This window comes from Phyllobacterium sp. OV277 (genome assembly GCF_900104355.1).
Lineage (GTDB): Bacteria > Pseudomonadota > Alphaproteobacteria > Rhizobiales > Rhizobiaceae > Phyllobacterium.
In genome coordinates, this window is sequence record NZ_FNIY01000001.1 from 942,472 (window position 1) to 955,065 (window position 12,594).

General features: G+C 55.8%; 13 protein-coding genes. 6 read left to right on the forward strand and 7 right to left on the reverse strand.

Translation table 11 applies throughout. From position 1 onward, the window contains the following. Positions 1-52: 52 nt before the first annotated feature. Positions 53-181, reverse strand: coding sequence for a hypothetical protein (locus BLU05_RS26545; RefSeq protein WP_280139026.1), 129 nt, complete (start codon positions 179-181; stop codon positions 53-55). A 67-nt stretch (positions 182-248) separates the two neighbouring features. On the opposite strand from BLU05_RS26545, the gene BLU05_RS04640 reads away from it, so the two are divergent. The 5 genes from BLU05_RS04640 (at position 249) to BLU05_RS04660 (ending at position 3,985) form a co-directional block, all read left to right on the forward strand. Then, positions 249-887 carry a 50S ribosomal protein L25/general stress protein Ctc gene (locus BLU05_RS04640; protein ID WP_091878008.1) on the forward strand — a complete coding sequence of 213 codons (639 nt, stop codon included), beginning with the start codon at positions 249-251 and terminating at the stop codon, positions 885-887. Between the two features lie 26 nt (positions 888-913). Then, positions 914-1,639, forward strand: a complete 726-nt coding sequence (gene pth / locus BLU05_RS04645; RefSeq protein WP_091878009.1) for an aminoacyl-tRNA hydrolase — start codon at positions 914-916, stop codon at positions 1,637-1,639. A gap of 12 nt (positions 1,640-1,651) precedes the next feature. Next, positions 1,652-2,755 carry a redox-regulated ATPase YchF gene (ychF, locus tag BLU05_RS04650; RefSeq protein ID WP_091878010.1) on the forward strand — a complete coding sequence of 368 codons (1,104 nt, stop codon included), beginning with the start codon at positions 1,652-1,654 and terminating at the stop codon, positions 2,753-2,755. Between the two features lie 289 nt (positions 2,756-3,044). After that, on the forward strand, positions 3,045-3,515 hold the full coding sequence (locus BLU05_RS04655; RefSeq protein ID WP_091878011.1) for a MaoC family dehydratase: 471 nt from the start codon (positions 3,045-3,047) through the stop codon (positions 3,513-3,515). Further along, a complete protein-coding gene (locus BLU05_RS04660; protein WP_091878012.1) occupies positions 3,512-3,985 on the forward strand; it encodes a MaoC family dehydratase in 474 nt (157 codons plus the stop codon). The genes BLU05_RS04655 and BLU05_RS04660 overlap by 4 nt, the downstream gene beginning before the upstream one ends. A 17-nt stretch (positions 3,986-4,002) precedes the next feature. Here the strand turns inward: BLU05_RS04660 and BLU05_RS04665 are convergent, their stop codons facing one another. The 6 genes from BLU05_RS04665 to BLU05_RS04690 all read right to left on the reverse strand — a co-directional run bounded on the left by BLU05_RS04665 (position 4,003) and on the right by BLU05_RS04690 (position 11,680). Continuing rightward, entirely contained in the window at positions 4,003-4,548 is a 546-nt protein-coding gene (locus tag BLU05_RS04665) for an adenine phosphoribosyltransferase (protein ID WP_091878013.1), read from the reverse strand. Between the two features lie 108 nt (positions 4,549-4,656). Further along, a complete protein-coding gene (locus tag BLU05_RS04670; protein WP_091878014.1) occupies positions 4,657-5,526 on the reverse strand; it encodes a cytochrome c1 in 870 nt (289 codons plus the stop codon). A gap of 20 nt (positions 5,527-5,546) precedes the next feature. Then, positions 5,547-6,845 (reverse strand): cytochrome b, encoded by a 1,299-nt coding sequence (locus BLU05_RS04675; protein WP_091878015.1) that lies wholly within the window; start codon positions 6,843-6,845, stop codon positions 5,547-5,549. Positions 6,846-6,866: 21 nt separating this feature from the next. Further along, complete coding sequence (gene petA, locus BLU05_RS04680) at positions 6,867-7,430, reverse strand: ubiquinol-cytochrome c reductase iron-sulfur subunit (RefSeq protein WP_091878016.1); 564 nt, start codon at positions 7,428-7,430, stop codon at positions 6,867-6,869. Between the two features lie 235 nt (positions 7,431-7,665). Next, positions 7,666-9,516, reverse strand: a complete 1,851-nt coding sequence (locus BLU05_RS04685) for an ABC transporter ATP-binding protein (protein ID WP_091878017.1) — start codon at positions 9,514-9,516, stop codon at positions 7,666-7,668. 313 nt (positions 9,517-9,829) lie between these two features. After that, entirely contained in the window at positions 9,830-11,680 is a 1,851-nt protein-coding gene (locus tag BLU05_RS04690) for an ABC transporter ATP-binding protein (protein WP_091878018.1), read from the reverse strand. A 389-nt stretch (positions 11,681-12,069) separates the two neighbouring features. On the opposite strand from BLU05_RS04690, the gene BLU05_RS04695 reads away from it, so the two are divergent. Continuing rightward, the gene (locus tag BLU05_RS04695) at positions 12,070-12,546 is read left to right on the forward strand and encodes a tRNA (cytidine(34)-2'-O)-methyltransferase (RefSeq protein WP_091878019.1); all 477 of its coding nucleotides are present in this window, start codon (positions 12,070-12,072) and stop codon (positions 12,544-12,546) included. The last annotated feature ends 48 nt before the right edge of the window (positions 12,547-12,594 follow it).

Sequence of the window (12,594 nt, forward strand, 5' to 3'; positions counted from 1 at the left end):
GCGGTAAACAGCGCCCATGACAATGGGATGACAGACTTTCACAGCGCCTTGGTCAAGCAACAAACTTGCACATGACGTCTCTTTCCGTTATAGAGCCGCCATCCGCGTAGACACCCTTGGAGGCAACGCGGAATGGGGCGGTCATTTCATCCGGTTCCGGATGACCATGCGACCGCTTCATGTTTTTTGGGCCATCCTTACGGATAAACCGGAAAACACTCCAGATTTGAACCTCGAAAGGAAATGCCATGAGCGAAGCATACGAGCTCAAGGCCGAGGCGCGCGAACGGGTTGGTAAGGGGTCCTCCCGGGAAATTCGCCGCAACGGTAAAGTGCCAGCAGTCATCTATGGTGACAAGCAGGCACCAATCTCGATTACCCTCGACTATAAGACACTGTACTACAAGATTCACGGCGGCGGCTTCAAGACCACGATCGCGAACATCCAGCTGGATGGCAAGACCATTCAGGTCCTTCCAAAGGACTACCAGCTTGATCCGATCAGCGACAAGCCTGTGCATGTGGACTTCCTGCGCGTGTCGGCAAAGTCGGTTGTGAACGTGAACGTCCCTGTTCACTTCCTCAACGAAGAACTGTCCCCAGGCATCAAGCGCGGCGGCGTTCTCAACATCGTTCGTCACGATGTCGAACTGCATGCCCCGGCAAATGCAATTCCCGATGCGATCAATATCGATCTCACCGGTCTGCAGATTGGTGACTCGATCCACATTTCCGCTGTTACCCTGCCAAAGGGCGTAACATCGGTTATTCACGATCGTGACTTCACCATTGCCACGATTGCTGCTCCTGCTGTTCTCGCTGCTGAAGACGAGACCGTTGAAGCTGCGGTTGAAACGACTGAAACGGCAGAAAAAGAAGGCGAGTAATCGTCTCTATTGGGAGCTTTGGTACCATGCTGCTCATCGCAGGTCTTGGCAATCCTGGCTCCCAATATGCTGCAAACCGGCACAATATCGGTTTCATGGCGGCGGATGAAATACACCGTCGCCATCGTTTTTCTCCCTGGACCAAAAAATTCCAGGCACTGATCGCCGATGGTGTTATCGACGGCGAAAAGATCATCCTGATCAAGCCCCAGACCTTCATGAATCTATCAGGCCAGTCCGTTGGTGAAGCCATGCGCTTCTACAAGCTGGAACTCGGCGATCTCGTCGTCATCTATGATGAACTGGATCTGCCACCGGGCAAGCTGCGCGTGAAAACGGGCGGCGGCTCAGGTGGGCACAATGGCATCAAGTCCATCGACGCACATTGCGGTAAGGACTACAGGCGCATTCGCCTCGGCATTGGCCATCCCGGCGTCAAGGAGATGGTGACAAACCACGTGCTTGGCAATTTCGCCAAGACGGATGGCGAATGGATCGAGCCGCTGCTTGGCGCTATCTCTGACAATGTGGCTCTCCTTGCCAAGAAGGACGATGCTGGCTTCATGAACCGTGTGGCGGTGGCCACCGGCAGCGGAAACAAACCGGAGCGGGACAAAGAACCAAATCCGGTTGCAAAACCATCCGGTCAAAGCCATATCCGGCAGGCGCGTCAGGCAAAGCCAAATATCAACATTCCAAAAACCGGCCCGATGGCCGACATGCTGAACAAGCTCTTCGGCAAGAAAGAATAAGGATCGCAGATTATGGGTTTCAAATGCGGCATCGTTGGCCTGCCCAATGTCGGTAAGTCGACGCTCTTCAACGCCCTGACCAAGACAGCGGCCGCACAGGCTGCGAACTATCCGTTCTGCACAATCGAGCCGAACACCGGCGAAGTCGCTGTGCCTGATCCGCGTTTGCAGGCCATCGCCAAAATAGGCAAATCGGCCAATATCGTCCCAACCCGTATCAGCTTCGTTGATATTGCCGGTCTGGTGCGCGGTGCGTCGAAGGGCGAAGGCCTTGGCAACCAGTTTCTGGCCAACATCCGCGAAGTCGATGCTGTCGTGCATGTGCTGCGTTGCTTTGAAGATGACGACATCACCCACGTTGAAGGCCGTATCGATCCTGTGTCTGACGCTGAGACAGTCGAAACCGAATTGATGCTTTCCGATCTTGATAGCCTTGAGCGCCGCATCGTGCAGTTCCGTAAACGCGCTGGCGTCAAGGACAAGGAAGCACTGACTGTTCTCCCGGTTATGGAGCAGGCACTTGAACTGTTGCAGGGTGGCAAACCCGTACGCTTCATGCTGTACGGTATTGCGCCAGACGATCTCCTCATCCTGCAGGGCCTCAATCTCCTGACCTCGAAGCCTGTGCTTTATGTTTGCAACGTCGCTGAAGGCGATGCGGCAACCGGTAACGAGCATACGGAAGCCGTTGAGGAAATGGCGACTGCACAGGGTGCCGAGACGGTGACGATTTCCGCCGCCATCGAGGCAGAAGTCGCTCAGTTGCCTAACGATGAAGCCAAGGAATATCTCGATGCAATGAATCTGGATGAACCGGGCCTCGACCGCCTGATCCGCGCGGGCTACAAGCTGTTGCACCTCATCACCTATTTCACCGTGGGACCAAAAGAAGCACGCGCCTGGACTGTCGAGCGCGGCTCCAAGGCACCGCAGGCCGCTGGCGTGATCCACACGGACTTCGAGCGCGGCTTTATTCGCGCCCAGACCATCGCCTATAACGACTATGTCACGCTGGGGGGTGAAGTCCCTGCCAAGGAAGCGGGCAAGGCACGCGACGAAGGCAAGGAATATGTGGTGCAGGACGGCGATATCATGCTGTTCCGGTTTAACACATAGGCTCAGGGTTTTCTGGTCTGAGGTGGCATCCTCGTGTTGCATGCCTTGTGGTTCGTGGTTCGTGGTTCGACAAGCTCACCATGAGGGAGAGGGGAGATGCAACGCTAATCGCAGAGATTGCAGCTCAAGGGTACAGAACTTGACTCCCTTTCATCACCCCTCTCCCTCATGGTGAGCTTGTCGAACCACGAACCACGAACCGCTCCACCACATCACACGCCACTCTAAGTTTAGCGCATAACCATCTTCCACTCTTGAACCAAACTCCCCCATGCCTATTATAGCTGGCATGAGCGAATACAATCCCCGATATGCCTATGAGGATTTCACTGTCGGTAGCGAATGGCCGCTACCTGCGAAATCCGTCGAAGCCAGCGAAATCATCGATTTTGCCAGCCAGTTTGATCCCCAGCCGTTTCATCTGGATGAGGCAGCCGGAAAGGCCAGTATCCTTGGCGGGCTTGCCGCTTCCGGGTGGCATACGGTTTCCATGTTCATGCGTATGATGTGCGATGCTTACCTGCTTGATTCCACATCGCAGGGTGCTCCGGGCATAGACTTTGCCAAATGGAAAAAGCCTGTCCTTGCCGGTGATACATTAACAGGCAAAAGCACAGTGCTGGAGCGGCGCGTGTCGAAATCCAAACCGTCACTTGGCTTTGTTGTGCTCCACCATGCAATATTCAATCAGCATGGTGACGTGGTCTGCGAATTGCAGAACACCGGCATGTTCACATTGCGGGAGCCTGCCGCATCATGAGTACAGCTCTTGAAGCATTGATCGGGATCGAACGCGATCTCGGCACCCACACATTCACCGCCGATGAGATGGTCACCTTTGCCAAGAAGTACGATCCGCAGCGCTTTCATGTTGATCCGGAAGCGGCGAAGAAAAGCAATTTCGGTGCGCTCTGCGCCTCCGGCTGGCACACGACAGCCATGTGGATGCGGCTGAACGTGGAGGACATGAAAGGGCAGATCAAGGCGGCCATGCAGCGCGGCGAAAAGCCACCGCAATTTGGCCCCTCGCCCGGCTTTGAAGACCTGAAATGGTTGAAGCCTGTTTATGCGGGTGACACGATCCGTTTCACCCGGACGCTGACAGGTTTCCGTGAACTGCAATCACGGCCCGGCTGGGCCATGATGCAGATGTCATCGGCAGCCTACAATCAGAACGAGCAGAAGGTTCTGGAGTTCAACAGCGCCGCGCTGATCCTGTTGCCGGCATAGACAGCCACAGCGGCCCGCTAGTGGCCTTCATAGGCGATAAGCGTGCGAACGTTGACGCCGAGCGCTTCAAGCTTCCTGCGGCCGCCGAGGTCAGGCAGATCAATGATGAAGCAGGCGCTGACAATATCGGCGCCCATCTGCTGCAACAATTTCACCGCTGCTTCTGCCGTGCCACCCGTCGCGATCAGATCATCGACGAGAATAACCTTCTCACCCGGCACGATGGCATCCCGGTGCATCTCCATTTCGTCCACGCCATACTCAAGACTATAGGCAATGCGCACCGTATCATGCGGCAGCTTGCCCTTCTTGCGGATCGGCACGAAACCGGATGAAAGCTGGTGAGCCATGGCACCGCCGATGATGAATCCACGCGCTTCAACACCGGCAACCTTGTCGACCTTGCCGCCCGCATAGGGATGAACCAGTTCATCGATAGCCCGGCGGAAAGCCCGCGCATTGCCGAGCAAAGTCGTGATATCGCGAAACATGATACCCGGTTTGGGGTAATCGGGAATATTACGAATGGCATCCATCAGCGTCTGTTTCAGCGTAGAATCCATGTCGTTGCTCCTTCGTGCCTTTCGGGCATCAAGGTCCAGTCTAATGGACCCCGCCCACAAAAGAAAAGGGCGCATAGCGCCCTTTCCGGATCAGATATATTGGATCGATCAATGTTCGATATCGGCCCAGATACGGCGCTTGGCCACATAGAGCAGACCAGCGAACAGAACGAGGAAGATCATGACGCGGAAGCCGGTCTTCTTGCGTTCTTCCAGATGTGGTTCAGCGGCCCACATAAGGAATGCCGAAACGTCCTGTGAATACTGCACCAGCGTCTGCGGTGAACCGTCATCATAGGTCACCTGACCATCCTGAAGCGGTGCAGCCATGGCCAATGATTTGGCGGCAATGAAGTAAGGGTTGTAGTGCGTACCCTCAGGAATCTTCATGCCTTCTGGTGGCGTCTGATTAAACCCGGTCAGCAGCGCGTGGATATAATCCGGTCCGCCTTCTTGATACTGGCCCCAAACGATGTCGATCAGGAACTGCGGAAAGCCGCGCTCGACGGAACGAGCCTTGGCAATCAGCGAGAAGTCGGGCGGAGCAGCACCATTATTGGCAGCGGCCGCAGCCTGCACATTGGCAAAAGGCGACGGGAAATAATCAGCCGGGATTGCCTTGCGGGTGAACATCTCACCTTCGCCATTGGGGCCATCCTGCACTTCATATTCCGCGGCAAATGCCTTGACCTGCGCTTCCGTGTAACCAAGCTCGGTGAGCGAGCGGAATGGCACCAGCTTCATTGAGTGGCAAGCGGAGCAGACTTCCTTGTAGATCTTCAGACCGCGCTGCAGCTGCTGCTTGTCGTAATGACCGAACGGACCTGCAAAAGTCCATTTCATCTGTTCCGGCTCTTTGATCGGAAAGTGCGTTGGCTCAGCGGCATTATGGGCTGCTTCTTCGGCGGATGCGACACCGCCGAAAGCCAGCATGGTACCAAGACCGGCAGCTGCGAGACCGAGGAGGATTTTTTTCATCGGAGAGTCCTTCACGTTTCTCAGCCTTTGGTTTCCGGAGCCGCCGCAACACCAGCCGGCTGACCGCCGCTCTTGGTCTTTGCAAGCACTGCTTCCGTGATCGAGTTCGGTATGCGGCGCGGTGTTTCGATCAGGCCCAGCAACGGCATGATGATGATGAAAAAGCCGAAGTAGTATGCCGTACCGAGCTGCGAGAACAGCGTATAGAGGCCTTCTGCAGGACGCGAACCGAGCCAGCCGAGCATGATGGCATTGGCAACAAAAATCCAGAAGAACAGCTTGTACCATGGACGGTAAACAGCCGAACGAACCTTGGATGTATCGAGCCATGGCACGATGAACAGGATCGCAATCGAACCGAACATCGTCAGAACGCCGCCGAGTTTCGAATTGATCGGTCCAATGTTGAAGGTGATGGCGCGCAGCATCGCGTAGAACGGCAGGAAGTACCATTCCGGAACGATATGGGCAGGTGTCTTCAGCGAGTCAGCCGGAATGTAGTTATCCGGATGGCCCATGTAATTAGGCATGTAGAAGACGAAATAGGCAAAGAGGATCAGGAAGATCGACATCGCAAACGCGTCCTTGATGGTCGCGTAAGGTGTGAATGCAACCGTATCCGTCTTCGACTTGACTTCGATACCTGTCGGATTGGTCTGACCGGTCACATGCAGCGCCCAGACGTGCAGGACAACGACACCGGCAATCATGAACGGCAGCAGGTAATGCAGCGAGAAGAAGCGGTTAAGGGTCGGATTATCGACGGCAAAGCCACCCAGCAACAGCTGCTGGATCGGATCACCGATAACCGGGAACGCTGTAAAGAAGCCGGTGATGACGGTCGCGCCCCAGAAGGACATCTGGCCCCAAGGCAGAACGTAACCCATGAAGGCGGTTGCCATCATCAGTAGAAGGATGATCACACCGAGAATCCACAGAAGCTCGCGCGGTGCCTTGTAGGAACCGTAATAAAGCCCGCGGAAAATGTGAACCCAGACGGCAAGGAAGAACATGGAAGCGCCGTTGGAATGCAGGTAGCGCAAAAGCCAGCCTGAATTCACGTCGCGCATGATCTTTTCAACCGAGTTGAAAGCCAGACCCGTATCAGCCGCATAATGCATGGCCAATACGACACCGGTGATGATCTGCGAAACCAGCATGATCGCCAGAATGCCACCGAAGGCATAGGCGTAATTGAGGTTGCGCGGAACAGGATAGGCAACGAATGAATCATAGATCAGACGCGGCAATGGAAGTCGCGCATCGACCCATTTTTCGATACCTGTGTTCGGCGTATAAGATGAATGTCCACCGCTCATGTCGTGTCTCCCCCTGGAACCTTAGCCGATCTTGATGACGGTGTCGGAAATGAATGAAAGTGGCGGGACAGGCAGATTTTCCGGTGCGGGACCGGAACGAATGCGTCCAGCGGTATCATATTGCGAGCCGTGGCATGGGCAGAACCAGCCACCGAAATCGCCCTGCTGTCCAAGCGGGATGCAACCGAGATGGGTGCAAACACCGATCATCACCAGCCAGTTTTCCTTGCCCTTGCCAGCGCCGCGATCCGCGTCGGTGGCCTGAGCATCACTCGGCAGATTGGCGTTACGGGCAATCGGGTCCTTGAGCTGGCTCAACTGAACATTGGCCGCATCCTCAATTTCCTTCGGCGTACGGTTGCGAATGAAAACGGGCTTGCCGCGCCATTTGACCGTCAGGGACATGCCTGGCGTCAGTGCTGAAACATCAACTTCAATGGACGAGACTGCCAGCGTGGATGCATCCGGTCTCATCTGGTCGATAAAGGGCCACGCAAAGGCGCCCACACCGACCACACCGGCCATACCTGTCGCAATATAGAGGAAGTCACGCCGTGTCGGCTCGGTCGTATCGTGTGCGCTCACGGGGCCTGTTCCTTTCCGAATAACAACGCCGCAGGAGAGTCCACTTTGTCACTAGAATAGACGACTGGCCCACAAAATGAGCCGCGCGGATTCCCCAGCATATTGCGTGGTTTCTAAGCATGTCGCAGGAGCTTGTCCAGCCTGACAGAGGCACAAGGGCAGGATGTCGCAGGGATAAGTCGCCACACCTTTTCCACTCTTTGGCCATGAATCTGTTCGGCTTTTGCAGACGATGTCATGCCCGGCCGATAAAGCCACCCGATTGGCGCGCCCAAAGTCCCGCATAGAGGCCATTGGCGGCAATGAGTTCCTCATGGGTGCCGCTCTCGACAATACGTCCGTCATCCATGACCACCAACCGGTCCAGCGCGGCTATGGTGGAGAGGCGATGCGCGATGGCAATCACGGTCTTGCCCCGCATCAGCCGGTAGAGATTATCTTGAATCGCTGCTTCCACTTCCGAATCGAGTGCCGACGTGGCCTCATCCAGAATGAGAATCGGCGCGTCTTTCAGCATGACGCGCGCAATGGCGATACGCTGGCGCTGACCACCCGATAGTTTGACACCGCGCTCACCCACATGGGCATCAAAACCCTGCCTGCCTTTGGGATCTGTCAGGGCGGCGATGAAGGTATCCGCCTGCGCATTCTCCACCGCGTGCCGCATCATTTCGTCAGAGGCGTCGGGCCGCCCGTAAAGGATGTTATCACGCACCGAGCGATGCAGCAGCGAAGTATCCTGCGTCACCATGCCAATATGCGAGCGCAATGAGTCTTGTGTTACTGCCGCAATATCCTGACCATCAATGAGGATTCGCCCGCCCTGCACGTCGTAGAAACGCAGAAGCAGATTGACCAGTGTCGATTTGCCCGCACCGGAACGGCCAACGAGGCCGACCTTTTCACCCGGAAGAACGTCGAGCTTGAGATTGTCGAAAACCGGCTTCGAACTATCATAGTGAAACTCGATATTTTCAAACTTGATGGCGCCTGCCGGAACCATCAACTTGGTCGCATTGGGTTTATCAACGACGGTTACCGGCCGAGCCAGAAGCTCCATCGAGTTCTGGATTGTACCATAATTGCGCAGGAGACCATTGAGGTTGGCCATGGTCCGTCCCAAAAGCATACTCAGGCGCAAGACCAGGCCGAGTGTGAAGGCAATGGCGCCGGGCGAAATCTCAGACTTCAACCACAAATCGATAGAAACAATGGCTACCGCGCAGATCATCACACCACTGGTTGCGCCAAGCGCGATGCGGATACCACTGAGGCCACGCGTCAGAGGAATGATGGCGTCGAGCCAACGCTGCATGCCCTGCCGCATATAGGCATCATCCCGTTCGGCACTGCCGAAGAGTTTCAAGGTCTGGATATTGCTATAACCATCGACCAGCCGTCCCGTGACAACGGAACTGGCCTCTGCCGTCTCCGCCGCTGCCCGGCGCACACGCGGCAGGAAATAGCGGGCAATCAGACTGAACACCAATAGCCAGACAATAACGATTGTCGCCAGCCGCCAGTCGAGATCACCGATCAAGGCAATGGTGGTGACGCTATAGACGATGCAGATCCAGATCGCCTGCAGCAGCGTCATCATGAAATCACCGACCGCCTGCCCCGTCGCCCATACCTTGGCGACGATGCGGCCGGAAAAGTCATTCTGGAAAAAGGCAAGGCTCTGCCGATAGGTATGCAGATGCGCCTGCCAGCGCACCAGATTGAAAAAACCCGGAACAACGGTCTGTTCCTCAACCAATGCGGAGAGCGTCAGGATAATCGTGCGGGCGACCAGCACACCGGCCAGCATCAACAGAAGCGACGTGCCATGATCCTGCATCAGGCCCTGCCAGCCCTTTGCCGGATTGACCGATGCCAGAATATCGACGAGCCCGCCGAGAGCCCAGAACAATCCTGCTTCCGTCAGTGCCACCAGTCCGCCAAGCACCAGCACCGCGAAGAATGCGGCCTTGGCTTGCCGGACATAAAACCAGATGAAGGGAAAAGGCCGCGAGGGAACATGATCTGCCGGGGGAACGGCATAGGGATCAATCCATGTTTCGAACAGGCGGAAAACATTTCTCATGCGGTGCAGCCTCTCCAAGTCAGACGTGCAGCGCGCGACTGAAAGAATAGTTTTGAGTGAGTCCCCTCATCCGTCAAATTAAAGTTCGTTTAGGCAAAGCGCGGGATGTTTATCATACCGAGTGGGGTGGCGGTGGTTCGTGGTTCGACAGGCTCACCATGAGGGAGAGAGGTGATGAAAGGGAGTCAAGTTCTGCAACCTTTGTGATCTGCAAAGCTGACGATTATCGTTGCATCCCCACTCTCCCTCATGGTGAGCCTGTCGAACCACGAACCATGTTGATGCAAAGCATCCTAAAATCAGAAGGCGGCGGTTATTCCGCCGCCGCCTGTTCATCATCCAATCCGAGGAAGCCACCGGATTGGCGGGCCCAAAGCCCCGCATAGATGCCGTCAGCGGCAATGAGTTCCTCGTGGCTGCCGCTTTCGACGATTTTGCCCTGATCCATCACCACGAGGCGATCAAGCGCCGCAATGGTGGACAGGCGGTGTGCGATGGCAATGACGGTCTTTCCCTGCATCAACCGATAGAGGTTGTCCTGAATGGCCGCTTCCACTTCCGAGTCCAGCGCAGAAGTCGCCTCATCCATGATCAGAATGGGCGCATCCTTGAGCATGACCCGCGCAATGGCGATACGCTGGCGCTGACCGCCCGACAGTTTCACACCGCGTTCGCCCACATGAGCATCGAACCCGCGCCGTCCCTTGGGGTCGGATGCAGCCTCGATGAACGTTTCCGCCTGTGCGTTCTGCACAGCCTGCCGCATCAGTTCTTCCGATGCCTCAGGCTTGCCATAAAGCACATTGTCCCGGATCGAGCGGTGCAACAGCGAGGTATCCTGCGTGATCATACCGATATGTTCACGCAGCGAGTCCTGCTTCACCTTCGATATGTCCTGGCCATCGATGGTAATGCGGCCACTTTCCAGATCGTAGAACCGCAGCAACAGGTTGACGAGCGTCGACTTGCCCGCGCCTGACCGCCCGACGAGACCGATCTTTTCGCCGGGGCGAATATCAAGTGACAGACGGTCGATGACCCCTGCTCCCTTGCCATAGTGGAAGCCGATAGCATCGAAGCTGATGGCACCGGTACTCACCTTGAGTTCGGGAGCGTTGGGAACATCGGTGACAAGGCGAGGCAGCGAAATGGAGGTAATGCCGTCTTCCACTGTGCCGATATTCTCGAACAGTGCCGACATTTCCCACATGATCCACTGCGACATGCCGTTGAGACGCAGCACGAGACCAATACCGACTGCCACCGCGCCAACCGAGATGGCAGAGCCCAGCCACAGCCAGATCGCAATGCCGCTGACCGAGAACAGCAACAGGCAGTTCATCACATAGAGCGTGGCGTGGAATCCCGTCACCATGCGCATCTGCGTATAGGCTGTTGACAGGAACTCCTGCATTCCCTCGCGCGCATAGCTTTCCTCCCGTTTGGAATGGGAGAACAGCTTGACGGTGGCAATGTTGGTATAGCTGTCAACGATACGTCCGGTCATGGACGAGCGGGAATCCGCCTGCGCCTTTGATGCCACCTGCAATTTCGGGATGAAATACCACATCAGGCCGACATAGGCGGCCAGCCAGACGAGAAATGGTATCATGAGACGCAAATCCGCAGCGGCGGCAATGATCAGGGTACCGCTGAAATAAACGATCACATAGTTGAGCACATCAAGCAGCTTCATCACCGCCTCACGCACGGCGAGCGATGTCTGCATCAGCTTGGTGGAAATTCGCCCGGCGAACTCGTCCTGGAAGAACGTCATCGACTGGCGAACCACATAGCGATGCACCATCCAGCGGATGCGCATGGGATAATTGCTCAGCAACGTCTGATGGATGACAAGCGAATCGAGCAGAACAATGCCGGGCATGACAATCAGCACAACGCCGGCAAGCAAGGCGAGCTTCCAGCCTTCCTGCGCAACAAAGGTATCGCGTGACTGGTTGGACAACCAGTCAACGACATTGCCCATGAAGGCATACATCGACACTTCAAGCACGGCGATTGACGCGGTGCAGATGGCCATGACAACAAGCCACGGCCAGACACCGCGTGTATAGTGCAAACAGAACGCAACCAGCGTTTTGGGTGGCTCACTGGGCTCGGCAGATGGAAACGCCTCAAGCCTTTGTTCAAACCAGCGGAACATTATCAAACCTCTTTCGGGCAGCGGTCTCGAAGAAATGCGAGACAGGAATAAATCCGACGCAGATTGGCAGTTACTGCGCTTGAGTTGCCGGAGCATGATCGAAATTGAAGGAAACAAACATGCAAACGCCAACTCGGGCGAATGCGACTTGTGTCAGGGAAGAAAAACTACGCGGAAAAAACAGACACAAGACCGCCAACGACACCGGCCACGGCTTCAGCAGGTGAAGCCATCCGGTTTGGAAGAAGTCGGAAAAATTCAGTCATCGACACCTCCAAAGTTAGCGTTGCGGTCGAAACCCTATACCTATTATGAACAGAAAAAGCGAGAGGCTTTTCTAAGGAAAGATACTTGCGCGAATAGATTGTTGCCAATGGAGCACGCCGCCTGTGACTGACGCCAGACCTGACCTGCGCATTGCGCTCTACCAGCCAGATATTCCCGGTAATACAGGCACGATCCTGCGCATGGCCGCCTGTTTCGGTATCAGCGTTGATTTGATCGAGCCCGCAGGCTTCGATATTTCCGATCGCTCACTCAAGCGGGCCGGTATGGACTACCTCGAACAGGCAGCCCTCACGCGCCATGCGGACTGGCAGCACTTCCAGAACTGGCGGCTGGGCGAAAAGCGCCGGTTGTTGCTATTCTCAACCAAAGCGGCCGTGCCCTATACGCAGTTTGCGTTTCAGCCCGGTGATATATTGCTGCTCGGGCGCGAATCGTCAGGCGTACCGGATGAGGTGCATCAATCGGCTGATGCGCGGCTGATCATACCGATGGTACCGGGTGCCCGGTCACTCAATCTTGCATTGTCTGCGGCGATTGCTACCAGCGAGGCTCTCCGGCAGTTCTCCCTGCCATCATGAAAAACGCCGGTCATTGCTGACCGGCGTTCTTATTCACATCAAAGCAAG

Excerpts from the sequence above, each read along its gene's own strand:
- pth (WP_091878009.1), top strand. The coding sequence starts at position 914 with ATGCTGCTCATCGCAGGTCTTGGCAATCCTGGCTCCCAATATGCTGCA.
- BLU05_RS04640 (WP_091878008.1), top strand. The coding sequence starts at position 249 with ATGAGCGAAGCATACGAGCTCAAGGCCGAGGCGCGCGAACGGGTTGGT.
- ychF (WP_091878010.1), top strand. The coding sequence starts at position 1,652 with ATGGGTTTCAAATGCGGCATCGTTGGCCTGCCCAATGTCGGTAAGTCG.
- BLU05_RS04660 (WP_091878012.1), top strand. The coding sequence starts at position 3,512 with ATGAGTACAGCTCTTGAAGCATTGATCGGGATCGAACGCGATCTCGGC.
- BLU05_RS04670 (WP_091878014.1), bottom strand. The coding sequence starts at position 5,526 with ATGAAAAAAATCCTCCTCGGTCTCGCAGCTGCCGGTCTTGGTACCATG.
- BLU05_RS04655 (WP_091878011.1), top strand. The coding sequence starts at position 3,045 with ATGAGCGAATACAATCCCCGATATGCCTATGAGGATTTCACTGTCGGT.
- BLU05_RS04685 (WP_091878017.1), bottom strand. The coding sequence starts at position 9,516 with ATGAGAAATGTTTTCCGCCTGTTCGAAACATGGATTGATCCCTATGCC.
- BLU05_RS04665 (WP_091878013.1), bottom strand. The coding sequence starts at position 4,548 with ATGGATTCTACGCTGAAACAGACGCTGATGGATGCCATTCGTAATATT.
- BLU05_RS04675 (WP_091878015.1), bottom strand. The coding sequence starts at position 6,845 with ATGAGCGGTGGACATTCATCTTATACGCCGAACACAGGTATCGAAAAA.
- BLU05_RS26545 (WP_280139026.1), bottom strand. The coding sequence starts at position 181 with ATGAAGCGGTCGCATGGTCATCCGGAACCGGATGAAATGACCGCCCCA.
- BLU05_RS04690 (WP_091878018.1), bottom strand. The coding sequence starts at position 11,680 with ATGTTCCGCTGGTTTGAACAAAGGCTTGAGGCGTTTCCATCTGCCGAG.